The 20,363-nt window shown below is 50.2% G+C and carries 13 protein-coding genes and 1 pseudogene; 12 read left to right on the forward strand and 2 right to left on the reverse strand.

Annotated elements, in window-relative coordinates:
- The first annotated feature begins 142 nt into the window (after nt 1-142).
- Nucleotides 143-523 (forward strand): winged helix-turn-helix transcriptional regulator, encoded by a 381-nt coding sequence (locus tag B9T62_RS36475; RefSeq protein ID WP_087919727.1) that lies wholly within the window; start codon nt 143-145, stop codon nt 521-523.
- 151 nt (nt 524-674) lie between these two features.
- Nucleotides 675-1,106: pseudogene (locus B9T62_RS36480) on the forward strand (pyroglutamyl-peptidase I); the annotation flags it as partial.
- Between the two features lie 108 nt (nt 1,107-1,214).
- Here B9T62_RS36480 and B9T62_RS36485 read toward each other — a convergent pair.
- Nucleotides 1,215-1,757 carry a CDP-alcohol phosphatidyltransferase family protein gene (locus B9T62_RS36485; RefSeq protein WP_087919729.1) on the reverse strand — a complete coding sequence of 181 codons (543 nt, stop codon included), beginning with the start codon at nt 1,755-1,757 and terminating at the stop codon, nt 1,215-1,217.
- A 43-nt stretch (nt 1,758-1,800) separates the two neighbouring features.
- Nucleotides 1,801-2,523: a MerR family transcriptional regulator gene (locus B9T62_RS36490; RefSeq protein ID WP_087919730.1), complete on the reverse strand. Its 723-nt coding sequence runs from the start codon at nt 2,521-2,523 to the stop codon at nt 1,801-1,803.
- A gap of 144 nt (nt 2,524-2,667) precedes the next feature.
- Between B9T62_RS36490 and B9T62_RS36495 the strand changes: the two genes are divergently transcribed.
- The 10 genes from B9T62_RS36495 to B9T62_RS36540 all read left to right on the forward strand — a co-directional run bounded on the left by B9T62_RS36495 (nt 2,668) and on the right by B9T62_RS36540 (nt 20,357).
- Complete coding sequence (locus B9T62_RS36495) at nt 2,668-5,121, forward strand: ATP-binding cassette domain-containing protein (protein ID WP_087919731.1); 2,454 nt, start codon at nt 2,668-2,670, stop codon at nt 5,119-5,121.
- Nucleotides 5,108-8,476 (forward strand): hypothetical protein, encoded by a 3,369-nt coding sequence (locus tag B9T62_RS36500; protein WP_087919732.1) that lies wholly within the window; start codon nt 5,108-5,110, stop codon nt 8,474-8,476. The genes B9T62_RS36495 and B9T62_RS36500 overlap by 14 nt, the downstream gene beginning before the upstream one ends.
- A gap of 240 nt (nt 8,477-8,716) precedes the next feature.
- Entirely contained in the window at nt 8,717-8,884 is a 168-nt protein-coding gene (locus tag B9T62_RS39790) for a hypothetical protein (RefSeq protein ID WP_157794153.1), read from the forward strand.
- Between the two features lie 345 nt (nt 8,885-9,229).
- Nucleotides 9,230-10,315 carry a methionine ABC transporter ATP-binding protein gene (locus B9T62_RS36510; RefSeq protein ID WP_087919733.1) on the forward strand — a complete coding sequence of 362 codons (1,086 nt, stop codon included), beginning with the start codon at nt 9,230-9,232 and terminating at the stop codon, nt 10,313-10,315.
- Nucleotides 10,272-10,958, forward strand: a complete 687-nt coding sequence (locus B9T62_RS36515; protein ID WP_087919734.1) for a methionine ABC transporter permease — start codon at nt 10,272-10,274, stop codon at nt 10,956-10,958. Before B9T62_RS36510 ends, B9T62_RS36515 begins: the two co-directional genes overlap by 44 nt.
- 25 nt (nt 10,959-10,983) lie before the next feature.
- The gene (locus B9T62_RS36520) at nt 10,984-11,820 is read left to right on the forward strand and encodes a MetQ/NlpA family ABC transporter substrate-binding protein (RefSeq protein WP_087919735.1); all 837 of its coding nucleotides are present in this window, start codon (nt 10,984-10,986) and stop codon (nt 11,818-11,820) included.
- A 54-nt stretch (nt 11,821-11,874) separates the two neighbouring features.
- On the forward strand, nt 11,875-13,101 hold the full coding sequence (locus tag B9T62_RS36525) for a M20 metallopeptidase family protein (RefSeq protein WP_087919736.1): 1,227 nt from the start codon (nt 11,875-11,877) through the stop codon (nt 13,099-13,101).
- Between the two features lie 454 nt (nt 13,102-13,555).
- A complete protein-coding gene (locus tag B9T62_RS36530) occupies nt 13,556-15,331 on the forward strand; it encodes a sensor histidine kinase (RefSeq protein ID WP_169834494.1) in 1,776 nt (591 codons plus the stop codon).
- Between the two features lie 51 nt (nt 15,332-15,382).
- A complete protein-coding gene (locus B9T62_RS36535; RefSeq protein WP_245864243.1) occupies nt 15,383-17,116 on the forward strand; it encodes a glycoside hydrolase family 127 protein in 1,734 nt (577 codons plus the stop codon).
- A gap of 67 nt (nt 17,117-17,183) precedes the next feature.
- Nucleotides 17,184-20,357: a glycoside hydrolase family 2 TIM barrel-domain containing protein gene (locus tag B9T62_RS36540; RefSeq protein WP_087919738.1), complete on the forward strand. Its 3,174-nt coding sequence runs from the start codon at nt 17,184-17,186 to the stop codon at nt 20,355-20,357.
- Nucleotides 20,358-20,363 lie beyond the last annotated feature (6 nt).

Here is a 20,363-nt window from a genome sequence, read left to right on the forward strand (position 1 = left end):
TATGCAGCAGGTTTAAAAAAAAGAAAATACAGACAATAAAGTAAGAAGGTTACTTCAAGGTGTGTACTGGATCCAGGATAAGATATATGCAACAATGAGTTTTTAAACCGTTTTTACAAAATTGCACTAGAGGTGTTATGTCATGAAGCAATATCATTTGGGCATAGAGGCAACACTTGAAATCATCGGCGGCAAGTGGAAAGCGCTGATTATCTGCTTATTGATGTCCGGTGCAAAAAGAACAAGCGAATTACAGCGCAATATTCACGGCATTTCACAAAAGGTTCTGATCCAGCAGCTTCGGGAGCTTGAGAAGGATGGACTTGTCAGAAGAAATGTATACCCACAGATGCCGCCAAAAGTCGAGTACAGCCTCACGGAATATGGAGTTACAGCCAATAAGATTGTTGACGTGATGTGTACTTGGGGGAAAGAGAATATCAAAATGAGACAATTGCAGGGCGAAGATATCCTTCTGCTGGAGGAGAAGCTACCGGAGGACGTTAGGGAATATTTGTCGTGAAGGATTCGTATTCTTTCATTAAGCCGACTACATATTTGTAGTTGTGCTCTAAGCAGAAATCCAAATTTTTAATAAAAGTCTTCCATTCTCTGATGTTGAACGGGATTTGTGACTTTACAATTTGGCCGTCTTTTGCTAAGGGCGCTCAAGCTTAATGGTGGAGAAGGTAGCCATCAATTTGATTGACGCCAGAATTCCGGATAATGAAGGGAATCAGCCTATTGATGAGTCTATACAGGCCGAAGGGGACAATGCATATTTTGCAACGGTTCCGGTAAAAGCGATGGTAGCTAATATTAGAAAGCATGGAATACCGGCAACGCTCTCCTTCTCAGCGGGAACGTTTGTTTGCAATTATATAATGTATGAGGTGCTGCATAACATAGCCAACCAGCATGACGGAGTACGAGCAGGATTTATACATGTGCCGTTCCTGCCGGAGCAGGCAGTGGGCAGAGCAGATGGAACGGCAAGCATGCCGCTGGAAACCATTGCAAAGGGATTGGAATACGCGATAGCAGCCATAGTGGAGATGAAAGAAGAACCTAACGAAACTATGGGAACCCTAATGTCGGGTGATTGAAGTCGCTGATGAATGAAGTATTTGTTAAATCGAAAGTATGGGTCGGAACTGGTTAGCGGGGATATTGTGAAGGCAGTGGGACTGTTTGATGATCTCCGGTATCATTTATCATTTCATGAACATAGAGCCTTGGTCTCTTAACAGTTCTTTCGATTTCAGATTGATGATCAGCTCCTCGACGGCCGAGCAGCTTGCTAATCCGCATATGACAATAAGGGTTGCAGTGAGTCCGAACAGACTGTACAGAAACGGGAAGCTGAACAGCATCAGCCCGGTTGCCTTGTTCGCATAGGTGTGAAGGAAGGATAATGCGCGGTATTTGATATATCCGACCAGCAAAGAGCCCAGGCGTACCAGCGTGACAGCGGCGATCCAGCAGATGATCCACAAGGGCAGAGAAAGAAGCGGCAGGAAGACAGCCAGCAGAGCGGCTGTAAAAACAGCGTCGGCGATACTGTCTACATTGGCCCCCAAAGGGCTGGCGCTGTTGGTTCTTCTTGCGGTATATCCATCGAGTACATCACTGATCCCGCACACAATATAGATGCCAAAAAACATGGCGGATAACGGCTGCACCATAAGCAGCAGGAGGGAGCAAAGTATCCTCAGCGCGGAGAGGGCATTGGGTATATGTTTTTGGATGCGGACCACCTCAATCGTGAATACTTACCGATAAAAATTCTAATTTGCAGCGTCACCAAGCCTCATATCGCCCTTCCTCCACCTGTGTGCAAAGGCTGTAAAGTGCAGAGATGCTGCGAATCTGCGCCCGATTCAGCATCGTTAAATGCTTGTCAATGCTGGCCACAATGGCCGCGATCTGATCTGTATCGGTGAAGTCAAAATGCTGCATTTCCTTACAGATGTGTTCGACAGCATATTTCTCCCCACGTGCGCGCATGGCCAATTTAAGCGCCTGTATGATCAGAATTTCGTCCATATTGTGCTGGGTGAATTTCCGGTAATTATTGGTTGTGCATCTGCTTGCGGATATAAGTCCTATATTATCCCAATACCGAATGGTAGAAGGAATAATGCCTGTGGACTTGCTCACCGTATCCAGTGAAATCTCCTGAAGCTCAACGTTGTGCTTCTTTTCCCCCAATAAGCGTGTTCTGATATTCTCGCAGACGTATTTGTCATTCCGCAGTGAGACCTGTGCTTGGTTGGCCATCCACAGTGCTTCATCTATTTGGTGCGCCATTACGGGTTTAAGCATATTTGCAATCGCTGACAGAGTAAACCCATGCATCATTTCTCTAATGCAAACGAAATAGGCGATATGTTCTGCGGTGAAGATGCGATACCCACTCTGTGAACGTTCGACAGCCGGAACCATTCCGTTTTCCTCATAGTGTCTGAGCGTCGTTGTGCTTATGTTCAATTTCCTTGCTATATCAACAGGACGCATCTGCATGCATAAAGCCTCCTTCCATGACCTTCAACATTATAAAGGTACTCTAAGGTTTATTCAATAAAAGTCGATAACGACAGTGCCAAATCTCCTTTATTGCGTTAATGTTATATAATTTAAGTAACAAGTCAGCACAGGAGGTAGGGGATGTCAATTATCGAGATCATCAGAGCGCATGAGGGCAACTTGAAGGACGTTTCACTGGAAATACCCAAGAACAAATTGGTTGTATTCACCGGACTCTCCGGTTCAGGGAAATCGACCTTGCTCCTGGATGTCCTATTCAATGAGTGCCAAAGACAATACCTGGAAGCGATTACTATGCAGGGTATTCATAAACCCAAAGTAGAACGCATCCGGGGGGCTTCCCCGGCTATCGCGATTACTCAGAATGACGCAAACAGCAATCCCCGCTCAACCGTAGGGACAATGACAGATATCTATACAGACCTGCGAATGGTCTATGAGAAGCTGGGCCGAAGGAGCTGCCCGCATTGCGGAGAAATGATTTCAGCTGCGGATTGCAAAGAGGAAACGGCAAAGATCGATAATCAGTTTTATGTCTATATGTATTGCTGCAACTGCGCCAAGAGGATGGATAAGGTCACACGTACACATTTTTCCTTCAATACCAGGGAGGGAGCCTGTCCGGCTTGTGACGGTTTAGGCAGATTCCATTCTATCCACAAAGAGCGGGTTGTTAACGAAAAGCTGTCATTGGAAGGTGGGGCAGTAAGCTATTGGGAAGGACAATACGGAACCTATCAAACTTCGATACTGTATGCCGCATGTAAGCATTATGGCGTTCCCGTTCCGGCCAATATTCCTGTGGAGCAGTTTAGCGATATGCAGAAAGCAATGCTGTATGAGGGCATTGAAACGGATGCAGTGAGGAGCCACTTTCCCAATCACAAACCGCCGAGAACCACCGCATCAGGAAAGTTTGAGGGTGTTCTCCCGATAGTGTGGCGGCGATTATCTGAGAAAGACGGAAACGCCAAGAAGTTGGAAGGATTTTTTGACATTGTGGAATGCCCGGACTGCAAGGGAGAAAGGCTTGCTGAAGTCAGCCGAAGCATTACGGTGAATGGGAAGAGGCTGCCGCAGCTATCACTATTGTCATTGGAGGAGCTGTGTCAGTGGGTCAAAGACCTGGCTGCTTCGCTAACCGAACAGCAATCGGAGCTGGTACAGGCTTATCTGCTTGACATACAGACCAAGCTCACACGCATTGTCAATGTGGGATTGGGCTACCTCTCGGTTGACCGGCAGATTGTCACTTTATCCGGGGGAGAAATGCAGAGGCTAAGACTCGCAGCCATCCTCGACTCAGAATTGTCTGGCGTAATTTACATTCTGGACGAGCCTACGGCAGGACTTCATCCCAAAGATACCGCAGGGCTGATCACTATACTTCGGAAATTGCGTGACTTGGGAAACTCGGTGCTAGTTATTGAACACGACACAGATGTTATGGCCGCCTCTGACTATATAGTGGACATAGGCCCCGGCTCTGGGAAAGAGGGGGGCGAAGTGGTTGCAACCGGGGGACTTGAAGAAATCATGAGTCAGGAAAACTCTGTTACGGGAAATTATCTTCGTAGTCCTCAGCCTGGCAAAACTAACTTCAGAAAAGCTGCCGGCGCAGTCTATATTAAAGCAGCGGACAAGTTTAATTTAAAAAATATCAGTGTTGCTATTCCTGTCGGCTGCCTAACTGCGGTAACCGGGCCTTCCGGTTCCGGTAAATCGACTTTAATATTTGAGGTGCTCGCCCAAAATGAACAGAATCGGAACAAAAATTGTGTATCCGGCCTTGAACAGTTTGATAACATCATCCAAATTGAACAGTCGCCAATTACTAAAATGAAACGTTCCAATGTAGCAACCTATTCAGAGGTGTATTCAGAAATTAGAACGGTTTATGCCAAGACGGATGCTGCCAAGCAGGAAGGTCTAACAGTCAAACATTTCTCGTTCAATACCCCCGGAGGCAGATGTGAGAATTGCGAGGGACTAGGATATATCGACAGCAATATGCTATTCTTTTCCAATACGAGGGTTGTATGTCCCGTCTGTAATGGCAAGCAGTTTAATAACACAGTATTAGCTGTGAAATATAAAGGCCTCTCCATAAAGGATGTCCTCCATCTTTCCGTAGTAGAAGCCGTTGATTTCTTTGCAGACCATTCCAAGCTCATTCGAATCTTGCAACTGCTTCAAGATGTCGGGCTAGGGTATTTAGAACTTGGGCAGACCCTAACCACGTTGTCGGGCGGCGAAGGACAGCGGTTGAAGCTTGCAAAAGAATTGATCGGCAGCAGTAGAGGCACCAAAAATCTGTACTTGATGGACGAACCAACAACTGGATTGCATCCGCAAGATATTGAACATTTTCTTGTCCTTCTGAATCGGATAGTAGACGCAGGCAATTCTGTAGTAGTAGTAGAACACAATCAGCAGGTGATCAGAAACAGTGATTGGATCATTGATCTTGGACCCGAGGGAGGGGCAAGAGGCGGCGAGATTGTATTCACAGGAACACCCAAAGAAATGATGGAAATAACAGGCGGAAAGAGGGAAGCTTATGGTTTTCAATAAAGACCGGATGGATAAATCTACTCTGCTGAAAGAGCTTGATTCGCTGGGATATTCGGACAGAATGAATAGAATAGCCCTTCTCGGCCGACGGCATGTAGGGGATGAGTTCTATTCCAATTTGTTGTTATCCTTGCTGGAGGAGGGCGCCTATGAGGCGCATCTGGCTTTAACCGGTGCAAGGGCAACGAACAATGCCAATATCGTTCTGCTTGCCCTGAAGCATCCTAAAGCAGGCGTCCGGTGCAGGGCGGCAGGTCTTATGGCTACAGTGGTTGCGGACAGGGACACGGATATAGAACGTGAAATTATAACCATGTCATACGAATGCCGCCGCAAATTGCTCAGTAGTATTGTAAACACCTGTCGTCAAGATTGGGCGGAGCGTCTATTGCCGTTGGTGTATGAACGCTGGGGAGCGCAGGAGGCAGCCCTTGTGCTGTCAGCCTGCGGTGAGGAGACGGTTCGCAAGTGGCTTGCCGATCTGGGTTATGCCGTGCAGAACTGGAAGACCTTGTCCAAACGTCATCCTGACCTGGTAGCGGCGTATTTCCAGACCACGTTAAAGAACGCGCCTCTTCGGGACAAAACACAGGTTTGGTGGAGATTCTCGTCTGCCATGGAGAGCTTAAGCTTTTCTAAGCCGGCTTTGATTCTGGAATGTGCCCTGAAGGTTGGCCCGGTAGATATCATCCATCCTGTGTTAAAAAAACAACTGGGGCCATTGGTTCGGAACCATCCCGATGCCGTGTTCAAACTGCTGACACGCGAAGAGGCGCTAAGTGATCTGATTCGACATGGTGTGCCTAAAGTTCTTCTCAAAAGAAGAAACAGGCTGTCCATGGATCAATGGATGGAGCTGGCGACATTGCTCGCAGATACTCCCATGCATATAGCGAGATTGCTTCATAGCGTGGCACCTTCCAAGCGTAAGATGATTTTTGAGGCGGTATATGAAGAAGATAAACGACACACACGTATTTTCCCAAAGCATTTACTGGATGTATTGCCGCATGAGCTGCAGGACCAGGAAGCCGCCCGTATGCTGGGTCTTCGGGAGATCCGGGATGATCGGGACAGCCTGCTGCGGACTATGGCTCGCCGGAGCATTGCTTATTCCAGAGAAATGCTGGAGCAAGCATCAAGGGTGTCCAATGCTGATGAACGTGCTGCGGCATTTGCCTATTTGGTTAAGAGTACGGCACTGTCGAGACGCGGAATGGAGGAGACGCTGCAGGTTCTGATTCGAATCAAAAATGATCAGGATGCGGTGCGTGGCGCCGTGATGACCGAGCTCTCAAGCAGTCCGCCGTCTATGTTTACGAATGGGCATATTGAGGAACTGACTGTGCTTGTGGACAGCGTTGTTGAAGCCAGAGATTCATCCTATACCACAACCGCTGCCACGGAAAAACTAGCCCTGGCCATTATACGACATCAGGCCTTGCAGCCCCGCAGCGAGCTGTTTCAGTTCTCGTTAAGAACCATGCGAAGGCTGGTGGAGCGGGATGGTCAGTTTACCCTGCCGTCATTGCAAGCTGCAAATTTGCCTAAAGGTGCGGAACAGATTCTATTCGATGAGCTGTATGCCCTGGCTTCGGAAGCAAACAAAAGAGAAAATTACAACCTGGTGATCCGGTTAGCTGATTCGTTCGGAAAAAGAGGGTATGCTCTGCCCAAGCTTCAGCAGTTATTGGAGGAAGCGACTAAAGCGAAAGCTGCAGCTGTACAAGCGGCTAGACAATGGCTTGCCCCTCACCGTACGCGTGATGAGAGAGTCAAAGCATTATTGAATAGGGATAAATCCTTTATCACTGTAAACGAAGTCTTTCTGCATCTGCATGGACAACGCCAGGAATGGCTGGACCCATTTATATCTGGCGCTGCAATTAAAGGGAAGTTTCTGACGGGCAAAACCATTTATCTGGTCCCCGCAACGGACGGGTTTCACCGGTGGCTGCCGCGTCAGCAGAAATCGTTGGCCGCTCTGTTGGAAAGAGTAGCCTTGGATACAAAACGCAGTTATTCTGAACGTGCAAATGTGATCAAGATTATGGCAAGAATGCCTGAACTGTTCCCGGATAAGCTGCTGGAGCTGCTGGAGGATCAGGAAGTGCCTGTAGCAGAAGCTGTGCTGTATGCGCTGTCCTTGTCGGAGGAACCTGAGAGGGCGCTTCCCATTCTTCTGGATAATCTGGATGGAGATCAGGCCCGTGTAGCGATGTATGCGATTCCCAAATGCGTGCGCAGAGTGAGTCCGGTACTATTAGCCTCCTTGCTGAAAGAACTTCTAAGTCAGGATAAGCTGAAAATTACGGTCAGAAAAGAGGCTGTCCGGTTGCTTGGCGCCTATCGAAGCAGCGGCAGCCTGCTGCTGCTCTTGAATGAGTATGAGAAGCCGGGTGCACACAAGGATGTCATGATTGCCATAGGGCATGCAGCGAGGCAATGGCTGGATGATGAACGCGGCTGGGCGATCCTAAGTGCAATGGCTTCTTCCCCGGAGCGCAATATTGCCGAAAGCCTGCTGTCCCAGCCTCCTGGTGAGCTTCCGGTTCATGCCCGCTCCCGGTATCTGGAATTCATTATCCGGATAGCAGGCCATGCCGATGCGGCCGTGGCAGCGGCTGCATTCTATGCAATGATCCGTTGGACGGGCGGTAATGAAGAGGTCATTGCGGCGGCCGCTGCAACGGCTGTCGTTGATCTGGAAGACAGCAGCAGATGGTGGGCTGCAATGGTTGCACTGATTGAGGCTTGCCGTGACGGCAAGGCCAATGAACAGATGATAGAGGTTTACAAGCGGTTGGCGGACGCTCCGCCCAGGGAGGAATGGAATGCCGCTGCCCAGAGGGATATGCCGCACCGGCAACGGCTTCTGAGATTGACAGACCAACTGATATCCTTACCCAAGCACACACGGCTGATCCTGGCCCCTCTGTATTTGGGGATTATGGATTGTCTTGCGCCCCATGAGACCTTTACACATGTTGTAATTAAATTCAGCATCACAGCCATCGATTGGAATAATGCAGAGGAAGCCGTCGCCCATCTAACACGTGTGGTGAATGGTCTGACCAAACAGCCTTATCTGCTGAAGGAAACCTATGAACAACTTGCCCAGAATTTAGAGGGCAGCAAGGGGTTCTGGAATCCCGAAACGATATTGGAAGTGGTAGACGCTCTCGGGTCTGAGGAGGACTTCGAACCGCTGTACCTTTCAGTTGCTTTGCTTGAGGCTGCCGGAACGGCTGTAATGTGGAGTGCGGATTGTGCTAACCGTCTAAAGTCCTATCGAAATCATAAGAATGAGGCCATTCGCTCCCTTGCCTTGGATATTTGGACAGCAATGGAGTAGAGTATGGTCTTCCTATGTAAATATGATAGTGGTACAGCATATAACAAGAGTCCCAATGAGGTTGAAGCCGTACATTGGATGACCTGCGATGAAATAATGAATCATCCCCAAGCTCCTCCTTGAAGCAGTTTTTGAGCAGTTTCCTATCTTGAAGTCAGATGATTTCGGATTGAAGAAGATTGAAGATCATCATCTTAACGAAGTTTTTGAAATTTATAACAAAATCGTGTGCGTTTATTAGTGGAAGTTATTACTGCAGTTCGTCAAGCGTCAGGTGAAAACTTCACCATCGGTATCCGGGTTCGTAAAGTCGAAAATGGTGATCCATTAGCCACCTTTGATCCAGAACTAGTGCTAAGACCAGACGCAAAAATTAAAGATTTTGAAATAGTAGCTGAAGTAAATTAAATATTAAACTACCGGAGAACGACAGTTCAGCATTGACCGCCTAATGATAGGGCGGTTTTTCTTTTGGTCAGATATATAGAATTGCCGGGAAACATCTAAACCCGCTCCGTTATTAGGTTGTTGGTAGGCTTGACGACTTTCTTCCCCCCGGCATGAATTTCAGCAGCATTTGTTCTAACGATGTTTAGAGAGGGATATTCCATTGGGGTTATCTTCGTGAAAACGGTTATTGACAGGCTCTATCTACGGTGCTATATTCAAACTTATAATTCCTATCAACAAACTAGGTATTAATAATGCGACATATTGCATGATGGACAGGCACAGGTTTGGGGGAACAGTGAAATGTCAGAAGATAGCTTTATCCAAATGAAGCAGGTAACGAAAAGCTTCTATAAAGACACACATGCTATTGAAGTGTTGAAGGACGTAAACCTTGAGGTGGAGAAGGGCGATATATTCGGCATTATTGGCTACAGTGGTGCTGGCAAATCGACCTTGATCCGATGTATTAACGGGATTGAGAGCCTGACGAGCGGCGAAGTGACCGTCGATAAGCAGATCGTCAGCAATCTGACGGGAAAAGAGTTGCGGCAGTTCCGCAGGCAGGTTGGCATGATTTTTCAACAATTTAATCTGATGCCTTCCCGCACTGTTCACGGCAACATCGCGCTGGCGCTTCGAAACAGTGGATTAAGCAAGCAGCATAAAGAGCAGCGCATCATGGAATTGCTTGAACTGGTGAACATTCGGGACAAGCGTGACGCTTATCCGTCGCAGCTGAGTGGCGGGCAGAAGCAGCGCGTAGCGATTGCCCGTGCTCTGGCCAATCATCCCAAGGTATTGTTGTGTGATGAAGCGACCAGTGCGCTTGATCCGCAGACAACCAAGTCCATCTTGCAGTTTCTAAAAGACCTGAACCGAAAACTGGGAATTACGATCGTTATAATTACCCATGAGATGGGGGTCGTGAAGGAAATCTGTAACAAAGTGGCGATCATTGACCAAGGGGTGATTCTGGAGCAGGGCGATGTTTTTTCTGTCTTCTCCAATCCAAGAGAGCCGTTAACCAAGACCTTCCTGGAAACCACGTCCAATCTGAGCAAGGTGGATGAGTTGATTCGTATGAACTCGCCATTGGTACAGCTGGAGGAAGGGCAGATCATCCTGAAATTAACCTATACCAACACAACGGTCTCGGAGGCGTTGATTTCAGAGGTTTCCAGAAGATTCTATGTGAATGTTAACATTATTGCCAGTGATATTGAGATTGTGAACGATATGCTGCTCGGTGGGCTTGTGGCGGTTCTAAGCGGCGAACAAGCCGGCATTGATCAAACCTTGACTTATTTGCATGAGAAAAATGTTGTCGTGGAGGTGATCAGGGATGCTCGATCAAGTCATCAACCAATTGCTGCCGAATGTCTCTAAAGTATCCGATGTTTTTTATGGGGCCGTTCTTCAGACTTTGCAAATGTTTGCTATCGCAGGTTTCATTTCGTTTGTGCTTGGTTTGTTTTTTGGCATTGTCCTGCTGGTCTGCAAACCCAATGGCATTCTCGCAAACAAAGTGGTCTATAACCTATTGGATAAGGTCATTAATATACTGCGTTCCATTCCTTTTATCATTATGATTGCCGCGCTTATTCCGTTAACCCGACTAGTGGTAGGAACGGCGATTGGCACGACAGGCGCGATTTTTCCGCTGGTGGTTGGCATCACCCCCTTCTTCTCCCGTCAAATTGAATCTGCTCTGAGCGGGATCGATCCTGGATTAGTGGAATCAGGGAAAGCGATGGGCATGAGTGCGAATGAATTAATCATTCATGTTTATTTGAAAGAGAGCATTCCAGCCATTGTGCGGGCCACAACCATAACCAGTGTGAACTTGATTGGGCTGTCGGCAATCGTCGGGGTAGTGGGCGGCGGTGGCATTGGAAACTTTGCGATTATGTACGGTTATCAGCGCAATCAGATGGATGCGACCTATGTTTCGGTTATTGCCTTGCTAATCATCGTAAGCATCATTGAATTGCTGGGGAAAAGTTTTTTGCGAAAGACTACATACTATTAAAACCATGTGAGGGAGAGAAATGAACATGAAGGTCAGACTATGGGTGAGCGTATTATTGGTGTTTGCAGTACTCTTGACAGGATGCGGCGGCAAGACTGACGGTGAAGCTTCGGTTGTAAAAATCGGGGTTGTAGGAGAACCGCATAAAGTCATTTGGGACGCTGTGAAGGAGAACCTGGCGGCTGAAGGTGTAGAAGTTGAGCTTTCGTTTGTCACATTTACGGATGGCATTATTGCTAATCAGGCATTAGCGGATAAAGAACTAGACTTCACACTGTTCCAACACTATGCTTTTCTCGAACAAGAGGTAGCGGACAAGGGATATGATTTTGCCGTAATTGGTGAAGCATTGGTAGCGCCGCTTAGCGTATATTCCAAAAAAATCACGGATGTGGACCAGATCAAAGACGGGGACAAGATTGCTATTCCAAACAATGCAACCAATGCAGGCCGAGCGCTTAAAGTGCTGGAGCGTGCCGGCTTGATTGAAGTGGATGCCAGCAAAGGCTACATGCCAACCGTACAGGATATTACAACGAATAAATTCAATCTGGAAATTCTTGAAGTGGACCCTGCGCTGATTCCTTCCTTGCTGCCTGACCTTGCTGCCGGCATTACCAACAGCGGGATTGCGATTGATAATGGACTAAGCCCAATTACGGATGCGATCTATTCGATTCCAGTGGATGCTAATGATGAGACTATCAAACCGTATATCAACATCTTTGTAGCAAGATCGGAAGACAAAGATAATGAAACCTATCAGAACATCGTGAATGCTTACCGGCAAGACAATGTGGCCAAGGCGATGCTGGACGAATATAAGGGCGGCTTGCTTCCTGCTTGGGACTATCAAGAGTAATGCGAGTAATCAAATATCTGCAGGCACGCGGCAACAGGGCAGGAGGCTCAGTATATGAGTGAGTGGCATGTTACAAAGAAAATTAAGAAGCATACAGATCTGTTGATTCAGTGGCGGCGCCATCTGCATCAGCACCCGGAATTATCGTTCGCGGAGTTTGATACCGCCCAGTATATTGTGGAACAAATTGAAAAGATGAACCTGCCTGTGGCGGTTACCCGGCCAACACCGACAAGTGTTATTGTCCGTCTGGATGGCGCAAGTGAAGGGCTGACCCTCTTGCTGAGGGCAGATATTGATGCCCTTCCGATTCAGGAGGACAATGACCTGGCTTTCAAATCGGTTAATGAAGGCATTATGCATGCCTGCGGGCATGACGCGCATACTGCGATCTTGCTCGGCGTGGTGAAGATTCTGGGTGAACATGCCGAGCAGATCAAAGGTACAATCCTCTTCGTATTCCAAGCCGCAGAAGAGGTGGGCGGTGGCGCAAGGGAACTGATCCGTACAGGTATTCTGCAGAGTGTCGATCAAGCCTATGCCATCCATGTCTCGCCTTCCATTCCTACAGGCCAATATGGTGTAGGTTACGGCGCGCTGATGGCGGCCGGGGAAGCGTTTGATGTGGAAATCTTGGGCAGCGGCGGACACGCGGCCAAGCCGGAGGAAGCCAATGATCCGATCAACATAGCCATCCAGGCGATTACAGCAGCGAAACAACTGTTGGAACGCAAGACGGATCCGCTTCATCCCAAGCTTATGTCAGTCACCTATTTCAACGCTGGACGGAACAATAATGTGATCTCCCAACAGGCGAAATTTGGCGGGACATTGCGAACGCTGGATGTGAATTTGTTGCAGGAGGTCAAGGCCCATCTGGTTCAAACCTTAAAGTATGTGACTGCCCTTTATGGAGCAGATTTCCACATCCGGTTCGAAACCGATGGGTTGCCGCCAGAGGAGCCGCCATCCCAGGCGTTGTTCAATAATTATCAGACGACTCGTATTGCGGCGAACGCCATCGAGAATCACCTTGGCAAAGACCGCATCACGACTGTCCAGCCATCGTTGACAGGTGAAGATTTTGCTTTTATCTCGGCGATCGTGCCTGCGACAATGGTGTTCGTGGGCGTAAGAAATGAAGCATTGGACGCCGTTTATCCGCTTCATCACCCTAAATTTCGAATGGATGAAGCCGTATTGGAGAATGGAGTCGCCTATTTCCTAAGTCTTGTAACAGAATTGGCTGTGTGGGAGCAGCCGGTCGACCCAATAAACTAACAGAAATGATAGTTAAGGTTGATGAAATGGAATAGTCTAAAAGAACGCAAAAGACGCTCGGGGAATCGCTCCCTGCAGCGTCTTTATTTTGCATCCATCGCTGCGGGTACCCCCGAACTTTTTGATTGCGCTTACATACTTCTTAAGAATGATCGCTGGTTTTTAAGTTTTCATCACTATTCATCCCAAGCGCACGTCTATACAATAAAAATAGATTCTCCTGACGGCAGCTCAGCAAAGGAAGAAAAGGAGGAGCGGGGCTTGGCTGGGGCAAAGAGTTATGCGTTCTATCGGGCATGCTGTCGTTTGATGGTTCCCATCCGATATTTGGAATCGTAGTAAGTACTCTGGTGAAAAGTATATTGTCTGCTGCTGAAGATCACTCGTATAATAGTTGCAACTAGAATGGAAGCGCTTCACAACAGGCTTCCTGATGCGAAGGAAGGCCGTTGCAATGAAGAATTTGAGGATCGTACAGAAAATGGCGCTTGGCTACTTGCTGCTCGTGCTTTTGCCTATTATTGTGTTCGGCGGTTATTTGTACAATCAGTTCTACATGGATGTCATGTCAGAGTATTCGGAAGGGAAGCAGAAGCTGGTCATTCAAGCGGGTGAAGGGTTCCGGTCGAATCTGAAGCAGGTGGAATCGATTCATGCTCTGTTCCTGAACAATCAGCAGATGATTGATTATCTTAGCGGCAATTATCATTTAGAGCTGCAACATGTATACAACTATCTCAAAGATATTCGTCCGCTGTTTATTTATGCACAATCGCGCAAGAACGAGATTTCATCTATTAAACTGTACAAAACTTTGCCTGAGGTCTACTCGGTCGACGGCGAGCTTGAGGACCTGGACCAAATGGATGAGGAACCATTAGCTCTGCTGAACGAGGTTAAAGTAGATGAAGGCGTCTGGCTGCGGCGCAGTGGAGCGGAAACCGCTGTGCTTCCCAAGTTGAGCTACTACCAGCGTATTTATAATAACAGCTATACGAAACCACTGGCTGTGCTGGAGATTATTACAGATGATTCGTTTCTGCGAAATTTCCTCAAATCGGTTGATGTCAATCAGAATATGCAAGTACTGATGGTACAAGGCGGCGAAACGCTGTACCACAGCGAAGGGATCGAGCTGGACGATGAACAGACGGCTGGCTTGCTGGCCATGGCCGAAGGCAGCGATCAAGGCTATGCCTATTTGCGAAAAGAGAGGACACTCGTGAACTCGTTGTCGATCCCTGAGCTGTCCACGACGTTCTACTTCTTCAGCCAGATGGACGAAGTATTCGTTGACATCCGGATCAAGGTGTTGATTCTCGCACTTATCCTGCTGGCGTCCCTAGTTGTGCTGACGGGGATCTATTACGCGGCGGCGTCCTCGCTCGTTCGGCGGATTCTTGGTTTGGCAAAACACATGCGGCAGGTGGACGAAAGCAAGCTGACTTATTACGAGGTTGGAAAGTCCAACGATGAAATTGACTTTCTGACCCGATCCTACAATTCGCTTGTCCACCGCATTGACGAACTGTTAAATACCGTGCATAAAGCCGAGCTCATGAAGAAGGAGGCGGACTATCTTGTGCTGCAAGCACAGATCAAGCCTCATTTTCTTTACAATACGCTTGAATCGATCCGTATGCTGGCAGAGATCAATAACGATCAGGAAGTGGTCAACGCTACGTACACGTTTGGCCGGTTGCTTCGGTACACGCTGAATTCTGGAGATAACGAGACAAAACTGCAGCACGAAATCGATAATGTCAGGAATTATTTGGATATGCATAAGCTGCGCATGTTGGATCGGCTGCACTTCTCCATCCAGATCTTGACGAATATTGACGATATTCGCTGTCCGCGGTTCATTCTGCAGCCACTCGTGGAGAACTGCATCCAGCACGGCATCGGGCGCAGCCGCAAGTGTGGGGAGATCGATATCGTTGTCAAACGGGAATGCACGGAACTCTTGATCGTGATCACCGACAATGGACCCGGCATTTCGGAGGAACACCTGGGCTTGATTCAAGGCGTGCTTGACAACGAACTGGATCGACAGGCTCTGCAGAATGAGAATTCCGGCTATGGCTTATACAATGTCAGCGAACGTATTCGCACGTTCTACGGCGGACAGACGCATCTGCTTATTGAAAGCCGCGAAGGAGAAGGAACGACATTTACCTTGAAGCTTACAGTAGGGATGACGAAAGCTGAATCGGATGATCGTCGATGACATGCCTTTGAGGATGAAGGAATTATTGCTAACTAAAGGAGTGTGACAAGGGTGGAACAACAACACAGAAACCTTATACCGGATACGTTAATGCTGGAGGAGCGGGCGGCCCATGCGATCAACGCGATGATCGGCATGGCTGACCATGACCATGGCTACATTCCATTCTTCAGCGCGGACTTGATGCATAAACCCGCCTATATGGTTCATGGCGACTGGGATTACGGCTCCTCTCATGGAAGAATGGTGGACGGCTTGATTCTGGCAAGGCATATGTCCGGCGAGATGTTCGGCAAGGAGGTAGAAGAGCGGTACCGCGAGAACCTGCTGTCGTTCTTCAAGGAGGACGGCATGAGCTACCGGCAAATGAATTCGACCCACAATTGGGAGCCAAACGCCAACCTGATCGACCAACGTGCCGTTATTCTGTCGCTGACGAGCTGGTACATGGAGTCGGGCGATCCGAAGGTGAAGGAAGCTGCGGACCGGCATGTGGCCGCCCTGAAGCGGATCGCCGTCAAGGAACGGGACGTCTGGTATTATCCGGCCTCTGAATACAAGGAGACGGGCTGGCCTTCGGTGAACGGCATGCAGCTGAGACTGGCGCCGGATCCGGCTGCCTTCTGCGGCAGGCTGGTCATGCCGCTGCTGAAATACTACGAGTTAACGGGAAATGAGGACGCTTACGAGCTATGTCAGTTCTTCACCGCGCTGATTGTGGAACGGAGCGGCGTCTTCAACAAGGACGGCAGCTTCAACGATTCGCTGGCCTATCGCAGTGGCCACTTTCATACCAGGCTTGGGACGCTGGATGCGATTGCGCGCTTCGGCATGCATTCGGGCAATGCGGCGATGATCGCTTGGGTGAAGAAGTGTTACGATTGGGCGCTAACCCAATGCACGGCGTTCGGCTGGACACCGGGCGATCTGCACGAGCAGGCCTACGAGCATGAGACATGCTCGCTGGTCGACTTGATCGCTTGCGGCATAACGCTGGCGAAGAGCGGATATGTCGAATATTGGGGTATCGTCGAGCGGTTCCTGCGCAACCATCTGGTTGAATCCCAGCTTCTCGATCTCGACTGGGTGGAGCAGACGGACGATAAGTCGCATGATATTCCGGCGGACAAATCTTTCTACAAGGTGGCGGAGCGTACCCGCGGATCATTCGCAGGCTATTCCGCACCGAATGATTTCGTATGCGATGTCAACGAAGGGCGGGGACATACGAGTGACCTGCAAATTTGCTGCCTGGGCTCGGGTACGCGCGGCTTATTCATGGGATGGAGCAACACGATTACGGAGAAGAACGGTACCGTCAGCGTCAATTTCCTGCTGAACCGCGGCTCGAAGTGGCTCGACGTCAGCAGCTATCTGCCCCATGAAGGCAAAGTTGTACTCGATGTGCGTTCAGATATTGCGCGTCTCCTGGTCCGGATTCCAGAGTGGGCCGGATTTACCAAGATCGGGTACATCCGCGAACGGGAAGGGACTGTGACGGAGGGCAAGGGCAACGAGGCGAGCTGTTGGGTCAACCGTCACTTCCTCACGCTGGGTCCGGCCGTAGCTGGAGAAAGAATCACAGTGACGTTCCCTTTGAGCTTCCGCAAGACACTGGAGAATGCGGTTGGCCAGACGTTCGAGACAGAATGGCGCGGCGACGATGTTGTGGGCATATCGCCCAAAGGTACGAAGAAGCCGCTGTACAGCGGACGCAAGGTGTTCGATCAGTCACCGATGCGCGAGGGTGATTACCGCCGATTGGACAACGAATTCGTCTGGTAGCAGCAGGCGGCGGTCCACATTTATGCGCGAAATGAATGAGTCTTGTCAAGCAAGGAGGAGAAAGGGTATGGAGAGTCCAAGGCAAAGCATTGCCAGTTTGCCCGATTATGAGAATTTGAGCGTGTTGCAGTTGAACACAGAGCGTCCCAGGGCCGCTGCTATCCCGTTTGCGGATGCACAGGCGGCTTTGGGGAACGACCGCATGGTCTCCCCTTATTATCAATGTTTGAATGGAGACTGGAAATTTTATTACTCGGAGAATCCGTCCGATGCCCCGGAGCGCTTCTATGAACCAATGTACTCCTGCGAGTTGTGGGATACGCTCCCGGTTCCGTCAAATTGGCAGCTGCACGGCTACGGTGTGCCCTTGTACAGCAGCAGCAAGTATCCGTTCCCGGTTGACCCGCCGTTCATTCCGAAGATGAATCCGACGGGCTGCTATGTCCGGACGTTTACCATCCAGGGCAGCTGGATCGACAGATCTGTCATTCTCGCGTTCGACGGTGTGGATGCTGCTTTTCATTTGTGGGTGAACGGAGAGGAAGTCGGTTTCGGTCAAGGCAGCCATAACCGGATGGAGTTCGATATTACGGCCTATATCCGCTCTGGGGAGAACAAGCTGGCGGTCCGCGTCTATCAATGGTCGACCGGCAGTTATCTGGAGGATCAGGACAAATGGCGGCTGAGCGGGATATTCCGGGACGTGTATCTGCTATCCGTCCCCAACGTGCATATGGTCGACGTCCGTATCCGGACCCGGCTGGGCGAGTCCTACCGGGAAGGCTTGCTGGAGCTTGCCGTCACCTTAAGCAATCGTTCCGACCGATGGGGAGAGGCTTGCGGCATTCATGCTGAGCTGCTGGGACCGGCGCATGAGCAGCTTGCCAGCCTGGAGCTTGCCGCCGCTGCGCCTGATCCCGGTGCGGAAGCTGTCGTCCATGCCGAGCTTCCGGTCAGTGATCCTGAGCTGTGGTCGGCTGAGCAGCCTGCTCTCTATACGCTCCTGCTGACGTTGACCGATGCGGAGGGGAAGGCAACAGAGGTGCATCGCTATACGGTCGGCTTCCGGGAAGTGGAGGTGAAGGACGGCCAGATACTCGTTAACGGCAGACGGGTCATCCTTCGCGGAGTGAACCGTAATGAATTCGATCCTGATCTCGGTCATGTGACAACGCTGGAGGCGATGGTCCGTGACATTACATTGATGAAGCAGCATAACATTAATACCGTCCGTTGCTCTCATTATCCGAACGAAGAGCGCTGGCTGGAGCTGTGCGATCAATACGGGCTGTACGTTATTGATGAAGCGGATTTGGAGACGCACGGCTGCGTATTTCTCGGGGAGATCAGCCGCTGGATCAACAATCCCGACGAGAAGACTGCCTACGAGAGCCGGTTGGCTGAGGATCCCGAGTGGAGGGAGGCATTCTTAGACCGGATGATCCGCGTGGTAGAGCGGGATAAGAACCACCCTTCCGTTATTGTCTGGTCCCTCGGGAATGAGTCGGGCTATGGGGACAATCACGATGCCATGGCTGCATGGACGAGAGCGACAGACCCGACACGTCCGATTCATTACGAACGGGCCAAGGATGCACCGGTTGTCGACATCATCAGCTCCATGTACCCTTCGGTAGACATGCTGATTGCCGAAGGGGAGAAGGCGGAGAAGCGGCCTTATCTGATGGTGGAATTCGGGCATGCGATGGGCAACGCACTCGGCAATCAGCAGGAATATTGGGACACCGTCTACCGTTACCCCCGGTTGTGCGGCGGGTTGATTTGGGAGTGGACGGATCTATCGATCCGCCGCCGGGCAAGCGATGGCAGCCTCCAATACACTTACGGCGGCGATTTCGGCGATGAGCCTCACAGCGGCCACTTCTGTATCGACGGGTTGCTGTTCCCCGACCGCAGTCCCAAGCCTGCCTTACTCGAATTCAAGAAGGCGATTGAACCAGTCACCGTCCATCCGGTGCAGCCGGAGAAGGGTGTTCTGCAGATAGGCAACCGCTACGATATGCTTTCGCTTGCGCATCTTGCCGTCCACTTTCGTGTGTATCGCGACGGCAAGATGCTGGAGGAAGGGGAGCTTGCACCGCTGCCTATTCCGGCAGGAGGCGAGGAACTCGTCACGATTCCTTATCGCACGCGCCCGGCGGAGGGGGGCGGCGAATATTGGCTGCATGTCAGCTTCGTTCTGCGCGATCATACGGCTTGGGCGCAGGCTGGCCACGAGGTGGCATGGGCGGACGTACCGCTGGGTAATTCAGCTTGTTCGGAGTCTGACGCCGATACGGAGGCGCCTGCCGGAGTGGCTAGGGCGGAGAATGATCGAATGATTACCGTAGACGGAGACGGCTTCACCTTGACGTTCGACAAGCTGAGCGGCGAAATTACCGGCTGGGATTATGAAGGCGTATCATTGCTCACACAGGGACCCCGCCTCAATCTGTGGCGGGCGCCGGTCGACAACGACGTCCATCTGGCGCAGCAGTGGCGTGATGCGGGCTATCCTGAGCTGGACGCCTATGTTCGCAGTGTCGAGTCATGGACGCTGCAGGACGACTCAGCCGTTCAGATCAAGACGGATTCTGTGCTCGGCGTTAAAGGTACCCGGCCGCTATTCCGGGTGGAGCAGCTCTATACGATTTACGGCAGCGGGGAAGTGATGCTGGAGAACCGGCTAACACCCTTGAAGGAAGGCTTGCCGCCTCTTCCCAGAGTCGGTATCCGGTTCACGATGCCCAACCGGTTCGACCGCTTCTCCTGGTTCGGCCGGGGGCCGCACGAATGTTACGCCGACCGCAAAGCCAGCGGGAAGCTGGGTGTATACGAAGGGACGGTCGATGAACAATTCGTGCCTTATATCAAGCCGCAGGAGAGTGGAAGCAAGGCTGACGTACGCTGGGCTGCTGTTACGGATGACAACGGCGTTGGACTGCTTATTGCGGGAGCGGGGATGCCGCTCGGGCAAGTTGGCGCAAGCCGGTATGGGACCCAGGCACTGAGCGAAGCCAAGCATCATACGGACCTGATTCATTCGGGCGAAGTGGAAATCTGTGCCGACTTAAGACAAACGGGTCTTGGCAATCATAGCTGCGGTTTTGCCCCGACCTTGCCCGCTTATCTGCTTGCCCCGGAGCTTACGGAATTTACAGTTCGGCTGAAGCCGTTCTCAGGCGATAAGCAGCGGACAGACGCGATCCGGCTATCGATGCCGATTGCGCGGAGAAACTGAACTTTG

It is taken from the genome of Paenibacillus donghaensis (assembly GCF_002192415.1).
In the GTDB taxonomy this organism is placed as follows: domain Bacteria; phylum Bacillota; class Bacilli; order Paenibacillales; family Paenibacillaceae; genus Paenibacillus_AQ; species Paenibacillus_AQ donghaensis.